General features: G+C 62.5%; 15 protein-coding genes. 2 read left to right on the top strand and 13 right to left on the bottom strand.

Translation table 11 applies throughout. The annotated features are described in order from the left end of the window. Positions 1-19 precede the first annotated feature (19 nt). From cfaB to hflK (PMI25_RS22485), 5 genes are all read right to left on the bottom strand, one after another. Entirely contained in the window at positions 20-1,207 is a 1,188-nt protein-coding gene (gene cfaB, locus PMI25_RS22505) for a C17 cyclopropane fatty acid synthase CfaB (RefSeq protein ID WP_007960846.1), read from the bottom strand. A gap of 183 nt (positions 1,208-1,390) precedes the next feature. Further along, complete coding sequence (locus PMI25_RS22500) at positions 1,391-3,292, bottom strand: heavy metal translocating P-type ATPase (protein ID WP_007960845.1); 1,902 nt, start codon at positions 3,290-3,292, stop codon at positions 1,391-1,393. Next, a complete protein-coding gene (gene hflK, locus PMI25_RS22495; protein ID WP_007960844.1) occupies positions 3,289-4,350 on the bottom strand; it encodes a protease modulator HflK in 1,062 nt (353 codons plus the stop codon). The genes PMI25_RS22500 and hflK (PMI25_RS22495) overlap by 4 nt, the downstream gene beginning before the upstream one ends. Continuing rightward, on the bottom strand, positions 4,347-5,393 hold the full coding sequence (hflC, locus tag PMI25_RS22490) for a protease modulator HflC (RefSeq protein ID WP_007960843.1): 1,047 nt from the start codon (positions 5,391-5,393) through the stop codon (positions 4,347-4,349). The genes hflK (PMI25_RS22495) and hflC overlap by 4 nt, the downstream gene beginning before the upstream one ends. Then, entirely contained in the window at positions 5,390-7,351 is a 1,962-nt protein-coding gene (hflK, locus tag PMI25_RS22485) for a protease modulator HflK (RefSeq protein ID WP_007960834.1), read from the bottom strand. The genes hflC and hflK (PMI25_RS22485) overlap by 4 nt, the downstream gene beginning before the upstream one ends. Positions 7,352-7,561: 210 nt before the next feature. Between hflK (PMI25_RS22485) and lpdA the strand changes: the two genes are divergently transcribed. Continuing rightward, positions 7,562-8,962: a dihydrolipoyl dehydrogenase gene (gene lpdA, locus PMI25_RS22480; protein WP_007960833.1), complete on the top strand. Its 1,401-nt coding sequence runs from the start codon at positions 7,562-7,564 to the stop codon at positions 8,960-8,962. A gap of 178 nt (positions 8,963-9,140) precedes the next feature. Here lpdA and PMI25_RS22475 read toward each other — a convergent pair whose 3' ends face one another. Beyond that, on the bottom strand, positions 9,141-9,614 hold the full coding sequence (locus tag PMI25_RS22475) for an Lrp/AsnC family transcriptional regulator (protein WP_007960832.1): 474 nt from the start codon (positions 9,612-9,614) through the stop codon (positions 9,141-9,143). A gap of 144 nt (positions 9,615-9,758) precedes the next feature. On the opposite strand from PMI25_RS22475, the gene PMI25_RS22470 reads away from it, so the two are divergent. Further along, on the top strand, positions 9,759-10,388 hold the full coding sequence (locus PMI25_RS22470) for a LysE family translocator (protein WP_007960831.1): 630 nt from the start codon (positions 9,759-9,761) through the stop codon (positions 10,386-10,388). Here the strand turns inward: PMI25_RS22470 and PMI25_RS22465 are convergent. The 7 genes from PMI25_RS22465 to PMI25_RS22435 are packed head-to-tail and all read right to left on the bottom strand — an operon-like array spanning position 10,385 to position 19,522. Beyond that, positions 10,385-12,517, bottom strand: coding sequence for a hypothetical protein (locus PMI25_RS22465; protein WP_007960830.1), 2,133 nt, complete (start codon positions 12,515-12,517; stop codon positions 10,385-10,387). The two genes, PMI25_RS22470 and PMI25_RS22465, sit on opposite strands and share 4 nt — an antisense overlap. Further along, entirely contained in the window at positions 12,504-13,691 is a 1,188-nt protein-coding gene (locus PMI25_RS22460) for a DUF3142 domain-containing protein (RefSeq protein WP_007960828.1), read from the bottom strand. Before PMI25_RS22460 ends, PMI25_RS22465 begins: the two co-directional genes overlap by 14 nt. A gap of 60 nt (positions 13,692-13,751) precedes the next feature. Beyond that, entirely contained in the window at positions 13,752-14,579 is an 828-nt protein-coding gene (locus PMI25_RS22455; RefSeq protein WP_007960826.1) for a class I SAM-dependent methyltransferase, read from the bottom strand. Next, on the bottom strand, positions 14,573-15,727 hold the full coding sequence (locus PMI25_RS22450; protein WP_007960823.1) for an acyltransferase family protein: 1,155 nt from the start codon (positions 15,725-15,727) through the stop codon (positions 14,573-14,575). The genes PMI25_RS22455 and PMI25_RS22450 overlap by 7 nt, the downstream gene beginning before the upstream one ends. Further along, entirely contained in the window at positions 15,724-16,602 is an 879-nt protein-coding gene (locus PMI25_RS22445; protein WP_007960821.1) for a class I SAM-dependent methyltransferase, read from the bottom strand. Before PMI25_RS22445 ends, PMI25_RS22450 begins: the two co-directional genes overlap by 4 nt. Further along, positions 16,599-17,903, bottom strand: a complete 1,305-nt coding sequence (locus tag PMI25_RS22440) for a glycosyltransferase (RefSeq protein WP_007960812.1) — start codon at positions 17,901-17,903, stop codon at positions 16,599-16,601. The genes PMI25_RS22445 and PMI25_RS22440 overlap by 4 nt, the downstream gene beginning before the upstream one ends. Further along, positions 17,897-19,522 carry a glycosyltransferase gene (locus tag PMI25_RS22435; protein WP_045122174.1) on the bottom strand — a complete coding sequence of 542 codons (1,626 nt, stop codon included), beginning with the start codon at positions 19,520-19,522 and terminating at the stop codon, positions 17,897-17,899. The genes PMI25_RS22440 and PMI25_RS22435 overlap by 7 nt, the downstream gene beginning before the upstream one ends. Positions 19,523-19,863 lie beyond the last annotated feature (341 nt).

The following is a 19,863-nucleotide window of genomic DNA, read 5'->3' as shown; positions in this document are numbered from 1 at the left end:
AGCGAACGGTCATCAGGCCTCAAGGGTGATAAATGTCGTCACGGGTCCAAGGCAGTTCATGGCTGCCATCCGGATGTGCTTTTACCGCCAGAATCTGATGCAGATTGATCCAGCCCCGTGCAAAGGCGTATGCACATCCAGCCAGATACAAGCGCCAGATTCGCAGCGCCTGTTCCGGCACCATTTTCGCCGCAGCTTCGAGGTTGTCTTCCAGCCGCTCGCTCCAGTGGTCGAGCGTGCGCGCGTAGTGCAGACGCAGGCTTTCGACGTCAACGATCTCCAGCCCGGCTTCACTGATCTCGGCCGAGATCATTGCCAGGTGCGGCAGCTCGCCATTGGGGAATACATATTTCTCGATGAAATCCCCGGCGCCACGCCCGACCGGGCGACCATCGGTGTGTTTGGCGGTAATGCCGTGGTTCATCACCAGACCGCCCTCTTTCACCGCGCCAAACAGGACTTTGCAGTATTCGGCGAGGTTGGCGTGGCCGACGTGTTCGAACATGCCGACGCTGACCACCTTGTCGAAGCGCCCGTCCTGGGGCAGATCGCGGTAGTCGAGCAGTTGCAGTTCGACCTGGTCTTCCAGGCCCTCGGCTTTGACGCGCTCGCGGGCCAGTGCCAGTTGTTCCTTGCTCAGGGTAATGCCGAACACTTTGGCGCCGAATTCCCGCGCCGCAAAACGCGCCAGCCCACCCCAACCGCAGCCGACATCCAGCAGGTAATCGCCGGGCTGCAGACGCAGCTTGCGACACAGGTGCCGGAACTTGGCCTGTTGCGCTTGTTCGAGGGTTTCACTGCCGGTTTCAAAATAGGCGCAGGAATACGCCATGTCGCTGTCCAGCCACAGCTGGTAGAACTCGTTGGACAGGTCGTAATGGTAGGAAATGGCTTTGGCGTCGGTTTCCTTATCGTGCACCGCTCGCACAGGCTGGGCGCCTTCATCTTCGTCGAGCAAGGCACTGCTCAATTCGTCGCAGACCCGGATGACCTCGCTGATCGAGCCCTCCAGTTCGAGCTTGCCTTCGACAAACGCCGCCCCCAGCGCGTCAAGGCTTGGATGGGTGAACTGAGTGACCATCGTCGGGTCCTTGACCACGATGGTTACGCTGGGCGCCGGGCCCAGATTGAACTCATGGCCGTCCCATAGTCGCAGGCGAAGTGGAAGCTGCAAATTCTGCAAGGCCGGTGGAAGTTGCGCGAGCATGGAAAATCCCCCTTGTTTCAGACGTCAGATCTGAGGGTAGACCATCCTTGAAAAATAGCAGGCTATCGATTTGATAGTCCGCCCCTATAAGCCGCGATCGCCCAAGGGCGGCAGTGCGCCCCGGGCAAGAGCACCTACACAGATGACTGCTTTGCGCCTCGACAGTTCGCAAATTTGCGTGAGCTAGTCCTGAAGTTTCAACAACGGCTCCTGAAACCGCAGCAAGCGCCCGGCGTTGCCCAACACCAGCAACGTACTGAGGTTATGCAGCAACGCTGCGATCATCGCCCCGGCAGCACCAAGCCAGCCGAAGGCGGCGAAGATGACAATCGCCAGTGTCCAGCCCAGACCGATGATCACGTTGACCTGCAAGGTCTTGCGGCACTGGCGGCTCAGGCGCACACAGGTGCCGAGGCGACGCAGGTCGCTGCCGATCAGGACGATATCCGCTGAAGCCAGGGCAATGTCGGCACCGCCCGCGCCCATCGCCACACCCACCACACCGGCCTTGAGCGCCAGCGAATCATTGATGCCGTCACCCACCACCATTGGCCGGAAACCGTTGTCGATTTCCTTGAGCACGCGGTTGAGCTTGTCCTCGGGCAGCGCTTGCGCTTCCACCTCTTGCAGGCCGACCTCGCAGGCCAGGGTCTGCGCAACACTCTGGCGGTCGCCGGTCAGCAGCAGCTGGCGACCCAGCCCCAGTTCGCGCAATTCAGCGAGGGCAAAGCGCGCTTCCGGTTTGACGCTGTCGGCCAGCAACAGCCAGGCGACAAACTCGCCGTTTAACGCCAGCCCGGCAATCGGCCCGTCGTGCTCGGGAACGTTGGTGGTGACGATGCCCAGTTGCGCGAACAGTTCGGGACGCCCCAGCGCCGCCTCACCCTGCGCGGTCATGGCCACGACACCCAGGCCCTGGCGCTCGTGAATGTCCGTCAGCGGCAGGCTCTGCTCTTGACTGACTAACCCCGCCAACGCCCGGCTGACCGGATGGCTGCTGGCCGCGCCGAGACTGGCGGCCAGAGCCATCACCGAGGCCTGATCCAGACGCGGGCTGCTGATCGATTGCAAACGCAAGGTCCCGTACGTCAGCGTGCCAGTCTTGTCGACCACCAGCGAGGTGAGATCGGCCAGCTCCTCAAGAAACGCCGAACTGCGGATCAGAATGCCGTGGCGCGCCGCGACCGCCACTCCGGCAATTGCCGTGGCCGGTGCCGACAGCACCAAGGCGCAGGGACATGCCGCCACCAGCACCGCGAGCATCGCCTGCGCATCATGGGTGACAAACCAGGTCACTGCCGCCAACAGCAACACCAGCACCATGTAGCTGCCGGCATAACGTTCAAGCAAACGGGTGATGGGTGGCTTCGAGCGCTCAGCGTTCTGCATCAGTGCGATGACTTTACCCAGCGTCGACTGATCGCCGGTGCGGGTCACCTCAATGCGCAGCAAGCCGTCGAGGTTGATCGCGCCGCCGAACACCGTCATGCCCACCGCCGTTTCCACCGGCACCGACTCGCCGGTGATCGATGCCGTATCGAGGCTGGCCTGGCCGAACAGCACTCGGCCATCCGCTGGCACCCGATCACCGGCGCGCACCTCTACCGTGTCGCCGGGTTTGAGCGTGCCGTTATCGACTTCGATGATCGAACCGTCCGCCTGAATCTTGCGCGCGTGGCTGCGGGTCAACTGGCCGAGGGCGTGGATCGCTTCCTGCGAGCCGATCACGCTGCGCTCTTCCAGCACGTGGCCGAAGATCATGATGATCGGCAGCAGCGCGGCGGTCAGCAGATCCCCGGTCGCCCACGCACCGAGCATCGCCAGCGCAATCAGTTGATCGGTGATGCCGTGCAGGCTCGGATAACGCAGGCTGTACCACGCCGAACGCATCACCGGCACCGCCACCAATAAAGAGGCGAAACCCAGCAGCAACTGACTGACTCCGGTTTGCTCCGGCACCAGCCAGCGCCAGATCAGGCCAAGGCCGAGCAAGCCAAGGGCGAGCATCGCCAGGGTCAATTGTCGTGCAGCGCGGCGCTGTTCGGCCGAGGACAACAGGCTCGGTGCAGCGGTGGTCGCAGTCATTTACTGGCTCCCTGAATGATCAGGCGGGAATCGTCTTTCGGATCGACCGTGGTCACTGACCCGGCCTGGCCGAGGATCTTCGGCATGCGTTCGCGGTATAGACGCAGGAGCATCTGCGGGTCGGTGCCCTGTTGCTGCGCCTTGGCCAGGCTCATTACCGTGGCGGTGTCGGCAGAGGCTTTGGCCAAGCGTTCGCCTGCCTGTGCGTGGGCCACTTGCAGCGTGCGGTCGGCTTGCTCGTTCGCGGACTGGGTGAGTTTTTCCGCCTCGGTGCGCGCATTGGCGACGGCTTTGTCGGCTTGCTGACTGGCGGTCAATACCGCATTGAAGGCGCTGACGGCCGGATCGGGCAGACTCGACTGCACGTCGACCCGCGCCACCTCGATGCCGATGCCCTGCCCACTCGCCTTCAGTTCAGCCAGGCGTTTGTTGATGCCTTGAACCAGATCACCACGCAGTCGTTCGCGACGTTCGGCTGCCTGGTTATCGGCGCCGATCAACTCCGGTCGGGCAACCAGAATCGTGTCCAGATCCCGCGCGGCGGTCAGGGCCACAGCGCTGCGGGTGACCAGCCGATCCAGTGCCGGCAGAACGTGATCACCTTGCAACACGAAGTCATAGGGATCGGTGACTTTGTAAAACACCCGCACATCCAGTTGCACCACGCCGGCGTCACCGGTCAGCAAATAGCCGGAACCGGCCAATGCATCGCTCAGCGGAGTGGCGAAGGTTGCCACACGATCAGCCTTGATCGCCTCACTGCTGCGCAGCAGGTTTTCCACTCGACGCTCAATCACCCGATCCGCTGCCGGCAGCAAAACCACCTGCTCGAACGGCTGCGGCCAGGCCAACAACAGCCCGGCATTCTGGACGCGTTGCAGTGCGCCAAAGTGCAGAACCACCGCGCGATTCTGCGGATTGATCTGTCGCACATTGGAAAACGCCCACGCCAACGCGGCCAACACCGTGACCGCGTACAAGGCAAAAAACGCCAGGCGTCCGGCCTGAATCCACGGACTGCTCAGCGAATATGTTCCACGTGGAACTTCATCACTCATGGCTGCGATCCGGATTTGTTTTCGACATTCGGTGGGCCGTCCACCAGCACACGGAATGGCGCGGCGTCGGTGCGCAGGATCAGCTTGGTGTCCGGCGTCACGATGGTGCCGAGGGTATCGAGCGAGCGCAGCAGGTTGTATAGCTGCGGCGAACCGGCATAAGCGCGACCGTAGATTTGCGCGGCTTCGACCCGCGATTGTGCTTCGATTTCTGCGGCTTTCACCGTGGCATCGGCCTGGACAATTCGCGCATCGCGCTCGGCAGCAGAACGAATTTGCGCAGCTTCCCGCTTGCCGATGGCGGTACGTTCGGTGGCGATTGTTTCACGCTCGGCGCGCATCCGGTCGACCGTGGCCGTGAGCGTCACCGAAGGCAAGGTCAGGCGTTCAACACCCACCTGCACTACGCGCACACCGTAAGTGGCAAGCAGTTGCTGATCGATCTGCTGACGCAGTTGCGCTTCGAAATCGGCGATACGCACTTTGCTGGCATCGGTATTCACCAGATCCGCCAAATCAAAACTGCTGGCGGTGGTTTCCAGCGCCGAGCCGACAAAGGTGCGAATCTGCCGCGCCGCTTCGTCCGGCTGATTCTGCACCGCACGCATGAAACGTTGCACGTTGTCCGGGTCGCCCTGCACCTGCCACGCCACGTAGGCCTGAACGATGATGCGCAAACCGTCGCGAGTGCCGACATCCTGCAAACCGCTGGAAGTAGTGCGCAGGCGCAGATCCACCGGGATCGCCGCTTCGAACGGCGCCGGCCAGCGCCAGCTCAAACCCGGCTCAAGCAACACCCGTGACGGATTGCCAAAACGGGTGATGACCGTGGCTTCACCCGAGCGCACCTGCACCAGGCTCGCCGCCGCGATGGCAAACGCCACCAGCAACACCGCCCAGCCCATGCGCCGCCAAGGGAACGGTCCCGCCTCTTCCGGCGCGCCGTGGTGATGGTGATGATGCCCATGATGATGGTGATGCCCGGCGTGGCCGTGATCGTGGCCGCTGTGGTCATGGGAATCGTGAGTGTGCGACTGGCTCAAGGGGCAACTCCTGGTTGAGCGGTGGTGCGCGCGGGCGTCGGATCAGCCGGCAGCGTGAACGTACGCAGGTCGATGGTCGGCGCATTGCTGCTGCCGCCTAAACGGTGGTCGAGTAACAACAGTCTGGCCTTGCTCAGACCGAGGCTGAGCTGGCTGAGGTATTGCTCCAGCACGAATGCCTGACCCGCGCTGGCGTAAGCTTTTTGTTCAGCACTGAACTTCAGGTCTGCCGCCTGCGCCGCCGCATTGATTTCACGAGCGCTGGCACTGGCCTGATCGCGGGCCAGGCTAGCCTGCAATTGCGCCTGATTACTGGCTTCGGCCGCAGCGCCGCGCTCACGGGAGATCAACGCCTGCGCGCCGATCTGTGCTGCTTGCACGCTGTGATAAGCATTGGCGGCACCGGCTGGCGGGTGAATCGCTTCGACCACGGTGGCGAGAATCTCCACGCCGCTGTTGAGCTTCTGCAGATCGCCTTGCACCGCACGACCGATTTCTTCGCCCAGCCCTACCCGGTCAGCACCGAGCAAACCGTCGAGGGTGCGCGAGGCAAAATCGTGCACCAGAATCCGGCTGGCGGTACTTCGTATCAGCGTCGGCACATCGGCGTTGTTATAGGTAGCCGCCAAGGCATCCTGGTCACGCAGCCCGATGCGATAGACGAAGCGCACGTCCATGTTGACGATCTGAAAGCTCTGCTGATCGCCACGGCTGCTGGCGATCACCTGGGATTTGTCGTTGACGTGGCTGGCATCCCACAAACGGTTGGCGGTCATTGGTGCCGGGCCTTCGGCGGGGTCGGCCTGTGTCGGCGCAGGCGCATCGCCGACGCTGGTCGCCAACTCGTGCACCACGCCATTCTCGACGCTGAGCACCCGACCCAGCGGCCAAGGCAAACCGGCGTGCAATCCGGGGCCGAACACTTGCACCGGTTTGCCGAAACGTTCGTAAATGCCGCGCCCTTGCAGCGGGATTTCGTGGATACCGGTCAGCAACCAACCGATGGCAGCCACCAGCGCCAGCACCGGCAGAAAGGCGCGCCGCATGTAGCTGAACGCCCAGATCTGGCGCAGATCGATGCCGAAGCGGTTGTGCAATTCGTGCTGCAAGACGAGCAGCGGTTGCGGCGGCCAACGCAGCATGTCGGCGACAAAACTGCGTGCCAGCAGAGTCGGTTCCAACTGTTCACGACGCGGGCTAAATACAGAAAGAACAGCACGCAATAGCAACTCAATCGCGACCAATCCCGGCAAGATTCCGATCAACACCGCAAGGCGCACTGGCCACACGGAAGCCTCGCTGGCAAATAACAGACATAACGCGCCCACTACCAGACTGATGATCGCAACGCGTGTCAGTTGCGCGAGCGAACCGGCTTCCGGCCACTGCGCCGGATTTTCCTGAGCCAATTGCCGCTCCAGCACCAGCAAGCCGAACCCCAACAGCAACATCAGCGTCGCGCCCACCGTGGCCGACAGCCCCACCGCAGCGGGCGGTAACGCCAGATTCCAGACCTGTTCGATGCCGATCATCACCAGCACCGACCACCCGCTTAGCCACAACGTGGCCGCGCCGATCTGCCCCAGCAGATGCAAACTGCGCTGACTCAGACGCTCCAGCAGCCGCTCGTACCAGCCTTCAGGTGCCGTTGGATCGACTTCGCTCAACGGCTCATGGGCGAACGGATGCATGACCCGCGCACGCCATTGCGTCACCCACCATGCCGATTGCAGGCCGGCAACCAGCACCAGCAACGCCGCACCGAGATTCACCAGCAATGCCGGCCATATCGATTGCGCGGCAAACAACCCGACAAACATCGCCAGCACCCACCCTGCCCCGGCCAATGCGCCGAGACCGATGGCCAGGCGGCGCAATCGTCGCCCCTGCGTGGCCGCTTGTTGAAAGCGTGGCAACCCGGTCACTTGCGTGCCATCGACATCCAGATCGACTTGCATATCACCCCAACACCTTTGGTTCATCGGCTTATTCGTTACGATATAACGAAATCCGTGAAATATTCGTACACAAATACGCTTATCTAAAGATGCGCAACCTGTCGCTTGCCTGAAGCCTTGACCGAAATGTCCGGAAACGCACATATTACGTTCGTAATTTTATCCGCCTACTATTTTCAGCGATCGGTATTCCCAACCTGGAGTAACAGCATGAGCAATTACGACGTGGTCATTCTGGGCGGCGGCCCCGGTGGTTATAACGCGGCGATCCGCGCCGGCCAGCTGGGCCTGAAAGCCGCCTGCGTGGAAGGACGCGCTACCCTCGGCGGCACCTGCCTTAACGTCGGTTGCATGCCGTCCAAGGCCTTGCTGCATGCTTCGGAGCTGTACGACGCGGCGATAGGGGCGGAATTCGCCCACCTGGGCATCGAGGTCAAACCCACGCTCAACCTCGCGCAAATGATGAAACAGAAAGACGAAAGCGTAGGCGGCCTGACCAAAGGCATCGAGTTTCTGTTTCGCAAGAACAAGGTCGACTGGATCAAGGGCTGGGGCCACATCGACGGCCCGGGCAAAGTCACGGTGACCGACGAGCAAGGCAACAAGACCGAACTGAGCGCCAAGGACATCATCATCGCCACCGGCTCTGAACCCACACCCCTGCCCGGCGTCGAGATCGACAACCAGCGCATTCTCGACTCCACCGGCGCGCTGTCGCTGAGCGAAGTGCCCAAGCATCTGGTGGTGATCGGCGCCGGGGTGATCGGCCTGGAGCTGGGTTCGGTGTGGCGCCGCCTCGGTGCCCAGGTGACCGTGGTCGAATACCTCGACCGCATCTGCCCCGGTGTCGATGGCGAGGCCGGCAAAACCTTGCAGCGCTCGCTGAGCAAGCAAGGCATCAGCTTCAAGTTGAGTTCTAAGGTCACCAGCGCCACGACTTCGTCCAGCGGCGTACAGCTCAGCGTCGAACCTGCTGCGGGCGGCAGCACCGAGTTACTGGAAGCCGACTACGTGCTGGTCGCCATCGGCCGACGTCCGTACACCAAGGGTCTGGGCCTGGAGAATGTCGGCCTGAGTACCGACAAGCGCGGCATGCTTGCCAACCGCCAGCACCGCACCGAGGCGCCGGGCGTGTGGGTGATCGGTGACGTAACCTCCGGCCCGATGCTCGCACACAAGGCCGAAGACGAAGCGATGGCCTGCGTGGAACAGATCGTCGGCAAGGCCGGCGAGGTCAACTACGAGCTGATTCCCAACGTCATCTACACACGCCCGGAGCTGGCCAGCGTCGGCAAGACCGAAGAGCAGCTCAAGGCCGAAGGCCGCGCCTACAAGGTCGGCAAATTCCCCTTCACCGCCAACAGCCGGGCGAAGATCAACCATGAAACCGAAGGTTTTGCCAAAGTCCTCGCCGACGAACGCACGGACGAAATACTCGGCGTGCACCTGGTCGGCCCGAGTGTCAGCGAAATGATCGGTGAATACTGCGTGGCCATGGAGTTCAGCGCCTCGGCCGAAGACATTGCGCTGACCTGCCATCCGCACCCGACCCGCTCCGAGGCGCTGCGTCAGGCGGCGATGAATGTCGAGGGGATGGCGACGCAGATGTAGATGGTCACCCAAACCCTGTGGGAGCTGGCTTGCCAGCGATGGCGTCAGTCCTGTAACCGTTGCGGTCGCTGACACATCGCTATCGCTGGCAAGCCAGCTCCCACAGTTGACCGTGTTCCTGCTGGAGGACTTCGCTCAAATGTAGGAGTGAGCCTGCTCGCGATCAAGACAACCCGCTCTACAGCGGCAGATGCCCCAACGGCAACGCCCCCGGTGTCTTCACCGTGTGAATCGCAAAATTGCTGCGAATGTCGCTCACGCCCGGCAGCTTCAGCAGGCAGCCGCTGAGAAAGCGGTCATACGCGCGCAAATCCGGCACCACTACCTGCAACAGAAAGTCCGACTCCCCCGACACCAGGAAGGCCGAGATCACCTCCGGCAGCGCCGTGACCGCTGCGTAAAAGGCTTCGGCCTGTTCATCGTTGTGGCGCTCGACCTTGACCCCGACGAACACCGTCAGCCCCAGCCCCACCTCATCGCGATCCAGGTTGGCCTGGTAACCGCGAATCACCCCGGCCTCCTCCAGCATCCGCACCCGGCGCAAGCACGGTGACGCCGACAGGCCGATCTCGTCCGCCAGCTCGACGTTGCTCAAGCGTCCGTTGCGCTGCAGCGCGGCGAGAATCTTGCGGTCAAAGGCGTCGAGTTTCATGTTTGGCAGATCCTGATGGTCAAGGCGCAAAAAGAAAGCAGGTTATGCCAATCATGAGGCTTTTTGAAGCTGACTTCGCAAGCACCTGCTCCGGCCTTGCGCCATAAACTTTGCTCACCGAATCGATAACGAAAGGGCGGCGACATGGCAAATATCGGGTTGTTTTTTCTGGCACTGGCGGTGGTCTTTCTGTTGCCCGGGCCGGACATGATCCTGCTACTGCAAACCGGCGCCCGCCAGGGTCGCGGCGCAGCACTGGCGACTGCCGTGGGTCTGGCGATTGCCCGGGGCTGTCATGTGGCGCTGGCGGCGTTGGGTCTGGCCGCGCTGTTCAAGGCAGCGCCGTGGACGTTTGATCTGGTGCGTCTGGCGGGCGCGGCGTACTTGCTGTGGATCGGCGTTCAATGCCTGCGCAGTACGTTGTTGCCGAACCTCACTGCAACTGCCGTGACGGACACCCAGGGACAATGGCGCGAGGCGATTCGCCGTGGCTTGCTGACCAATCTGCTCAATCCCAAGGCGCTGCTGTTCTGCTCGGTGCTGTTGCCGCAATTCATCGTCAATGACGGCGCAGCGGTGCTGACCCAATTTGCCACCCTCGGCGCGTTGCTGGTGGGCATCGGGCTGCTGTTCGACAGTGCCTATGCCCTGACCGGCGCGGCGCTGGGCCGCTGGCTGCAACACAGCCCAACCGCCCAGCGCGTTCAGCAGTGGCTGTTTGGCAGCCTGCTGATCGGCTTCGCCGTGCGCCTGACGTTTATCCAGCAGGCCTAGGGTTTGCGAGTCTTGCGCCGACGACTGAACAACACCAGCGCGCCAGCACTGATCAACAGCAGGACACCGACCACCGGCCACTTGTACGGACGCAACGAATTGCGCACCGCGTCGGTCACCTGGGTCACGTAACGCTTGTCGGCGTTTTCGAAATCCGGGTACGGACACTGATTGCCGAAATCCACCGCCCACGGCACGTACGGGCCTTCATTGACGTAGCGTCGATACAGCGCGCTCTGCTCTTCCAGGCTGCTGTTGAAACCCGCGGCGTTACACAACACCGCGGCAAACGCCTGGCTGGTGTGCGGTAGATTATCAGCGGCCCGACTGGCCAGCGCGGTCGCGACAAAACGGTAGTGATAGCGCTCGTCCGGCTGCGCTTCACTGGCTTTCTGGCGCTTCACTTCGTCCTCGGCCACCAGCGGCCCGACTTTAAGCTCGGTGTTTTCCAGGCTGTAGTTGCCGCCAAACGTCGCGTAGTCCGGCGCCATCTCGTAACCGAGAATGTCCATGCCCCATTCACGCGCGGTCCACGCCGCGTTGTACAAGGCACTGGCGCGTCTGGTCGGCCACCACGCAGCGTCGGCCTTCATGCGTTGCTCGCCGTACAGACGGGCCTTGTGCTGCAGATCGGGATTGTCGAAATAGCCGACCGCTTCCTCGTAATGACCCTCGCGCAGCAAGCGCCGGCCCAGCAGATTGCGCAGGCTGGCGGCGACCGGTAGCGGCACGTAGTTGTCGCGTTGCTGCTGAGTCAGCGCCGGTGGCGCCGGCACGTTGTCATCGACGTAGCGCTTGAGTTCATCGACCGTCAGCACGCGCTCGGCCACCGTCGCCGCGTCGAACCAATAGATGCTGTTGCTGCGATACAACTGGACGAACGCTTGCAGGTATTCGCCGCGTTGCAGCGCGAGAATCGCGCTCTCACCCTCGACCCGGCATTTCGGCTGAACGGTTTCAAAGTCCCAGTCCGGAGTACGCCGGTAGCCCCAATCTTCGCTCTGCGGGAACGCCTGCGCGGCTTTGGCATAGGCGGCAGCCGCGGCATTTTTATCGCCGTCACGCACTGCCAGTTTCGCCCGCAGCCACCACGCCAGTCCGCCGTCACCGGCGTTTTCAAGGAAGGCCTTGGCGCTGGCGTAATCACCCTGTTGATAATTCATCGCTGCCAGCCGATCGGCGTTTTCCAGGCTGCCACGGGTGCTGTCCTGCAGCAGCTTGATGAGCTTTTTCTCGTTCGGCGGTTGTTCGTCGAATGACCAGCCCATGCGGCTGATCAACGAAGCGGTAACCAGTTGCTGCACGGCCTTGCGCTCCAGCAACTTGGCCAGTTGCGGCTCGGGCAGTTCGGCCAGCTCGTTCATCAGTTGTTTCAGCGAGGTGTAACCCACGGCCGAGCCGTGCAGGTTCTGCGCCTCATACAGCTCGATGGCGCCGCTCCAGTCGCCGGCGTTGCGCAGCACCCGCGCCTCCTCACCGAGGCTGGCCACACCGAGTTCCAGCGGATCGCTGAAGCCATCGATGCTCATCTGTCGGGCCTGGCGAAACGCTTCGCGCGCGCTCTCCAGCGCTTCGATGGCATCGCTTGCTTCGGCACTCATGGCAAACCAGGTGCGGCCCAGGGAGTACGCCGCCCAGGTGCTGCGCAGCGGACGCTGATCGGCCGGCAGCGCCAGCACTTTGTTGAAATATTCGATCGCCAGCGGATGATCGCCGGTGGCAAACGCCACCGCGCCGGCCACGTACAAGCGGATTTCCGCTGGCAGGCTGGCGCCTTGCGCCTCGACCTGACGCGCATCGCTCAGACCGCGCAGTTGCTTGACCAACGCCTGTTGCTCGGCGCTCAGACCGAACTGCTCGGCTTTTTCGCGCACCGCAGCAGGCTCGTTCTCGTCGCCGTACAGATCGTCGGGATTGTGCGTCGCCGCCGTCACGTTCTTCAGCCCGGCAATGGTCTTGCCCAGGCGGCTGATCTCGAAGTTGAAGTTGCCCTCCGGCAGCTCGGCCAGGCTTTGCCCGCGATTGTCGAGCAGGCGCATCGGGAAGTCCGGGCCGCAGGCCAGCGCCGAACCCAGCGGCAGGCTGAGGCTCAGGCAGAGCAGATGGCGGGGCCAGTTACGGGTCAACATGCGAACCTCCTTGATCAATAAATGCACAGCGCGCCCAACCGATGGCGCGTTGTCCGCCCGCCGGCAGACGACCGTCGCGCAGGCGGGTGAAGGTAAGCAGATCCGCGCTCTGTTGCAACGAGTAACCGGCGAGCGCATCGGCGCCTTCGCAAGCGCTGGCCTTGACGGTGATGCGCGTGGGCCAGGCACTGTCGAGGTTTCCGACATTGCGCAGGGCAATGTCTTGCAGGCCATCGTGGTCGCTGAACGTCAGGCCGAACCGGCTGCTCAACGCATCGCCACGGGCCACGGCGCGCAACGTGGTCAGACTCCAGGCGCGGCGATCATTGGCCAGCGGCAGACGAAACCAGATCAACCCGGCCAGATGCGCCGGCGGGTCCTCGCGCAGCTCTTTTGCCAGTTGGCTCAGTTGCAACGGATCGGCGAGCAGTTCCCGGCGTTGCCCATCACGCTCGACCGGTACTTCGCTCTCCACTACCGGGGCACCGCCGGCATCTGGCAGCAACGCCACGCCATAGGCCGGCAACGCCAGATAGAAGGGTTTGCTGCTGATTTTGCCCCAGGCGCTGGTCCAGCGCCGAGCCTGCTCGGGGTCGAACAAGCCGCGTCGCGGATCGCTGACGGCATGCACCTGCAGCACGCTGCTGTCGACTGTGGTCAACAATGCCGGCAGCTGTGAACTGCCGAGCCACGCCGGCAGCGCGGTGATGCTCAGCGGCAACGATGCGGGCAACGCGGAGCGCAGATGTGTCAGGAATTCGATGTATTCCGGCAGACGCGCATTACCCGCATCATGGTCGATCTCGACGCCGCTCAGGGTCAGCCCCTGCGCCTGCCAGTCGGCAACAACCTGAAGAATCCGATCCGTGACCTGTGCCTGATCCAGCCCCTTGAGCTGACCATCGAGGCGAATCACCGCAATCAGAGGCCGACCATCGTGCTGGAGCAACGGCGCATCGATACGCGCCCGATGCCAGCCGTCATTGGGGAACGCCTGCAAGGCCAGCACACGCAAGGTCGAGAAGTCCTCGCGGCTGTCTTTCAGCGCGAGCTCATGGGCGGACGTCCACTGGCGTTGCCAGACGTAAAGTTGCTGATCGAGGGCGGGGGCGTCATGCCGCTCGCAAGCAGCGAGCAGCAGCGCCGCGATCAAAATCGAAAAGCCAAACCGCATCAAATGCCTATTCCCTGCCGGTACAAAAATGCAGGGTACACAAATCCCTGTAGGAGTGACTCAGGGCTTGCGGGCAATGATCACCTGACTCTTCGCCACCACCGCGTCCAGCGCCTGCTTGATCTGCGCACCCCGGGGCGAATCGAGCACCGCTTGCCAGGTGTTGGCCCAATGCTCGAGCAACGGATGATCCGGGTTGCTGAAATCGACCTTGGCTTCCCAGAACAGCAGCATCCACATCGACCAGTAAAACCCGTACTGGCTGTGGCTGATGATCTCCAGCCCGGCGTCGCTGACCATCGTCTTGAACTGCTCTTCACTGATGATGCGAATGTGGTTGGGCTTCTGGAAATACTCCGGCGCCGCAATGTCCTTCTGCAAATCTTCAGAGCTTGGGTGCGGCACGCTCAACAGGTACAGCGCACCGGACTGGCCGACCCGCACCAGCTCGGCAAGAAACTGCGCCGGGTCGTCGACGTGTTCGATGACTTCGGTGGAGACCACCCGGGTGGCGGTGCCGTCGGCAATCGGCAACGGATTGCAGTCGGTGACGTGGCACTCGACGCTGCGCGCCGGGGTATCGCTCAGGCGCTGGCGAGTCGCCTCGACCTTGGCGCCATCGATGTCGGCAATGATGATCTTCGCCCCGCGCATGCCGCAGAAATGCACGTTGCCGCCGTCACCACAGCCGACATCGAGCAAGGTGTCATCGGCAGTCACCGGGAAGCCCTTGAACAGCTCACCGGTCTCCTGATTGAACCAGCCGCTGAGCTTGGCGTCGTAGAGGCCGAGCATGTATGGATCGACCTTGTCCGCCACCAGGGCGGCAGGTTGCGCGGGGGCCGGTGCAGGCGTCGCCGCCGTGAGTTTTTTCAAGAGGCTCAGCATGAGGTGGCTCCGGGAGTTGAAACGGCAGTTCGGGACGTATCGAGGCGCTGCACCAAAGCGGCACCGCGATTGCGCATCGGCATTTCGATGAAGCGGTAGTTCAGCTCGCTGAGCAGCACGATCAGGCCGCAGGCGATCAGCAAGGTGAGAATCGGGTGCCCGGCCGGGCTCGGCAGACCGGCAGCCTGCAAGCGGAAAATCAGCTCCCGCACCAGCAGGTAGGCCGGGATATGAATCAGGTAAATGCCGTAGGAGCGACTGCCGATCCACGCCATCAGCCGTTGCAGGTGGCCTGCCGGCAGCAGGTAATCGCGGTTGTACGAGGCTATCCACACCAGCAGCGCGCCGAGCACGGCAATCAAGCCGATGCGATAAGGCGCGAAGGTGAAACGGTCGGTGGCCATGAAACTCATCAGCAGTGCCACGCCGATCAACACTGAAACCCCGGCCCACGGCCGCCGCAGAAACGTCGGCTGCCAGCGCTGCCAAGAAGGTTGCGCACTCCACAGCGCCAGCAGCACGCCGAGCGCCAGCGCATCAGTGCGCACCACCATCAGCAACGGCGTGCGCAGGGTGAACAGTTGCACCGCGACCAGTGCCAGCAAGGCCCAGACCAGATGCTTGCGGCACAGCACAATCAGCAGCGGAAACAGCAGGTAAAACTGCTCCTCCAGCGCCAGGCTCCAGTAAACGAAACTGCTGCCGTATTCGTAATGAAAGAAGCTGTCGGCAAAACGGAAATTGGCGTACTGCAACACCCCCGCCAGCGTCGCCTGCAGGTTGGCATGCAAGCTGCCAAAGGCACCGGAGCGGTTGAGAAACACACACGCCAGGAGTATCAGCGCCAGCCACAGCCAGGCCGACGGCAACAGGCGAAACACCCGCCGCAGCCAGAAATTGCGCGTCTGCTGCCAGTACTCCTGACGCGTCGTGCAGCCTTGTAGCGCGGGGATCAGGCTGCGCGCGATGACGAAGCCAGAGATCGCGAAAAACAGATCGACGCCCCACCACGGTTGCGCCCAGACGTGGATGTTTTCCAGCAGCGGCACCGTGTCGGTGAACAGGCTGCCCTGGAGGTGATGGAACAGCACGCCGAGGACGGCGATGGCACGCAGCACCTCGATGTCCATGATCCGCCTGGCGCTCATGGCTGACTCCGGGCTACGCCAGCCAATGGCTTGCGGGCGATGATCACCTGACTTTTGGGCATGAAGCGGTCGAGCATCTGCTTGATCGCCAAACCGTCGGGCTGCGCCAGCAGGTCTTGCCAGGTACGCGCCCAGCTTTCCATCAACGGCGGGTACGGCGCCTGAATCCGGTCGCGTACCGCGCCACCGAGGTCACGGCCGGCAGCGCGCTCGCTGGCCCAGAAAAAGATCATGCCCATCACCCAGAAGAACCCGCTGGCCTGTCGATGCTCGATCACCAGCCCGGCGTTCTCCACCAGTTCGGCAAAGCGCTGCTCGGTGAAAATCTGCACATGATTCGGTGTCTGGTAATAACTCGCCGGGGCGATGCCCTGTTGCAGATGCTCGCCTACCGGTGCCGGAACACTCAGCAGGTACTGCGCACCGGGGCGGCCCATGCGCACCAGTTCGGCCATGAACGGTTCGGGCTGGTCGATGTGCTCCAGCACTTCCATGCACACCACTTTGCTCGCGCAACCGGCGGCCAGCGGCAATGGCAGGCTGTTGCTGACCAGCCCCAGATTCGGCTTGGTGCTCTGCGCCTCAACCTGCCGCGCCAGATCGCGAACTTTGTCATGTTCGCTGTCGGTGAAGATTACCGAGGCGCCCTGTCGCACCGCGAACAGCGTCGCCACGCCCTCGCCACAACCGACGTCGAGCAAGGTGTCGTCAGCGGTGATCGCGAAGCCCTTGAGCAATTCACCACTGTCGGGCAAAAACCAGCCGTCGAGGATCGCGTCATGCAACCCCACATCCCGTGGCGAAACCTGGCCGGGCGGCTCAGGTGCAACAGGCAAGGGCGCGGGACGCAGGCGTGCAAACAGGCGCCGGATCATGCGCTCGCGGCTTCCACGGACAACGCTTTGATGGCTTGCGCACGCTGGGCAAAAAACGTCCGCAGACGCTCTTCAGCGCTCGCCTGACTGCAGAATTTCTGCAGGTTGTGCACGGCATGTTCGGACATCCGCGCGTAGCGCTCGACATCGTTTTTCGCCACCGCATAACTGTCGCGATACGCCGCGCACAGTGAGTCCCAATCGGTCATGTAGCGCAAGGTGCGATAGGCCGCCCGTGGGTCATGGGGCCAGGCCGTCAGCTCCTCGGTGGAAGCGACGATGAACGCATTATCGCTGTCCACGTAGTCGGCCATGGCCGTGTTCAACGGGGCGATGGCCGGTTTGCCACAGGACATGAACTCCATCAGCGGCAGGCACTGGCCTTCGCCATAGGAGCTGTTGACCACGTAGCTGGTGGCCTGCACCAGCGCCTCGTAATCGGCGTCCGCCAGATAACCGTGAATTAGCACGATCCGGCACTGGTAGGACTGGTTCTTGTACAGGTGATGCAGCATGTCGCTCAGGGCATTGGCGATGTCATGGTGCGTGAGCTTCAGCACCAGGGTCGCATCGGCGACCTCACGGAACGTGGTGCAGAAGGCGCTGAGCATGTCCTGCCAGTTCTTGCGCCCGTCATACGGGTTGAACACCGAGGTGTAGACCACGCCGTCCAGTTGCAACTGGCAGTCCTGCGGCGGCCCGGCAAACGACAGCGGCGTACCTTCGCACAACCCGGGCGGACCGTAGGGGCGCAGATCCACCGTGCGGCTGTCGAGCAGCAGACCGCGCAGCTTCAACTGCACCGCTTCGACCACTGGCTGCTTGCGTAACTGCGCACCGCGGGCGGCGAAGCGATCCCACACTGGCGCGGGAATCGCGCAGATCGGGTAGTCCGCGCCCATCACTTCACACACGGCGTCAACGGTAAAACTCGAATGGGTAATCGCCATGCCGCAGGCGTTCAACACCACGCGCCAGTCGTGACGCGGTTCGCCGTGCCAGCTTTCGGTGGGGATGGTGCTGAACTCCCAGGCAAATACCGGGATGGTCGGGCAGGCGTAATGGATCGGCGTGCGATGCGGCGGCGAGAACGACAGAAACACGCACGCCTCGCCACGACTCAGGCAATCGAAGTACAGGCGATCGACCAACTCGTCCGGGTTACTCACTTCAATCACTTGCCCGAGGCGCTCCAGCACCGGACGGAATTCCTTGAGGACAAAGTAGTAGCTGTATTCGGGCCGGCCGAGGTTCTGCTGGATGTTGCTCTTGTTGGTTTCGGAATGAATGATGATCAGCATGATGCAGCCCCCGCCTCGGCGATCAGCTCTGGGCTTGCACTCGGCGTCAGTTGAAAAAACTGCGCCAGACGCTGCTGCACTGGAGCAAAACTGCAGTACTCGCGCATGCGTTCATTGGCCGCCAACGCCATGGCCTGATAGGCCTGTGTATCGTTCTTGGCCATGGCGTAACTGTTTTCATAGGCGGTTTTCAACGAGCCCCAGTCCGGGCGATGGCGCAGGGTGCGGTAGAGGATCCGCACATCGTCCGGCCAGATGGTCGGCTCACGGCTGGACTTGACGATGAAACCGACACGCTCGTCGATGTAGTCATGCATCGCCGTATGGTCCGGCGCAATCACCGGACGCGCGCAGGACATGAACTCCATCAGCGGCAGGCACAGCCCTTCGCAGCGCGACGCGTTGACGTAGAAACTGGCCGCTCCGTAAAGCCTGGCGAACTCTTCGTCTTCCAGATAGCCGTGCATGACCACTACCCGGCATGAGAACGGCGACAGCTGCGACAACAAGGTGATCAGGTGCACGTAATAGGTTGCCAGATCGTTCTGCGTCATCTTCAACACCAGCGTGGCATCTTCGACATCGCGCATGGCCCAGCAGAAAGCCGTGATCAGGTGGTGCCAGTTCTTGCGCCCGTCTTCGGGGTTGAACACGCTCACATACACCACGCCGCTGACCTCGGCCTGCAGCGTGGCACTGGTGTCCGGCAGGCAGGCCTGTGGGTGCTCGGCCACCGTCGGTGCTTCGACAGTGACCGCTGGCGGCAACGGTTCAGGGGCTGGCGTACGCAACCGGAAGAGCTGGCGGCGCAGAGCGACCGGCAGCAAATCGCGAACGGCTTCGCGATACCACTGCAGCAGGTTGTGCTTGAGCAGAAACAGCGGTCGGTGTTCGTTGGAGGCCGCTGTCGCTCGCCAGCCTTCGCGCAAGTAATGCTTGGTGATGAATGCGCGCCGGCGCAGGGTCAGTTCCGGTGGTGGTGGGACAGGTTCGGACGGCGCAGCGACGTCGACCGGCTCGCGGGCCTCCACTGCCGGCTCGTTGGGCGTGGGTGCAATCAACCCATCGGCGGACAAGCCGAGGGCTCGGCTGTCGATGATGCAGCCCTTGATCTGCAACACCGCCCCTGGGTTCACCGCAGCAGGCGGGAACTGCCGACGCACCCCGGCGAAGCCTTCCCACAAAGGCGTCGGCAACACCAGGACCGGGAAATCTTCGCCCATGGTCCGGCGAATGGCCTCTGCGGTGTGGCTGGACAAGGTGATCGCCCGACCGTGACGGGCCAGGATCCGGCTCCAGTCATGGCGGGCATCTTCTTGATGAGGGTCGACCGGGATCGAGTCGTACTCCCACGCAATCACGCAGACCACCGGACATTGCAGGTCGGTCGGAGTTTTATGCGGCGGAGCGAACGAAAGGAAGAGACAGTCCTGACCGGCCAGTTGCAACTGGCGGTACAGCGGGTCGACTTCCGCCGCCGACGACACCACGTGCACTTGCCCAAGGCTTTCCAGCACAGGACGGTAGGCCTTGAGCACGAAGTAATAGCTGTATTCCGGACGCCCCAGGCTCTGGCTGATGGAGCGGTCGTTGACGTCCGAGTAAAGAATGAAATTCATGGCATCCCACGGTGCAACCACCATCCCGGCGGTTTCACGCTATGACGGCCAAGCGCTGGAGCGAGTCGGGATCACCGCTGCTCGTCCTTCGTCATGGAGCTCGTCTTCGTTCTTGTTTTAGTGGCTGGTTTCACCCTGTTGCGCAACAACCCCGACGAACCTGAGGAGATGGCGACGATGGCCATTCTAAACACATCCGTCGCGAATCCGGGAACCGCCCGACGAGAATAAATCCGGCTACGCTGACGAGAACTGACCGGTCACGGTTTGCGCTGTTGAAATTGCTGCGCATTTGGCACAGATTGGTAACAAACAACTACAACAACGACTTCGCCTGCCGT

Source organism: Pseudomonas sp. GM30, assembly GCF_000282275.2.
GTDB lineage: Bacteria > Pseudomonadota > Gammaproteobacteria > Pseudomonadales > Pseudomonadaceae > Aquipseudomonas.
The sequence above is the reverse complement of the archived record's forward strand: the minus strand, read 5'-3'. Positions and strand labels throughout refer to the sequence as shown.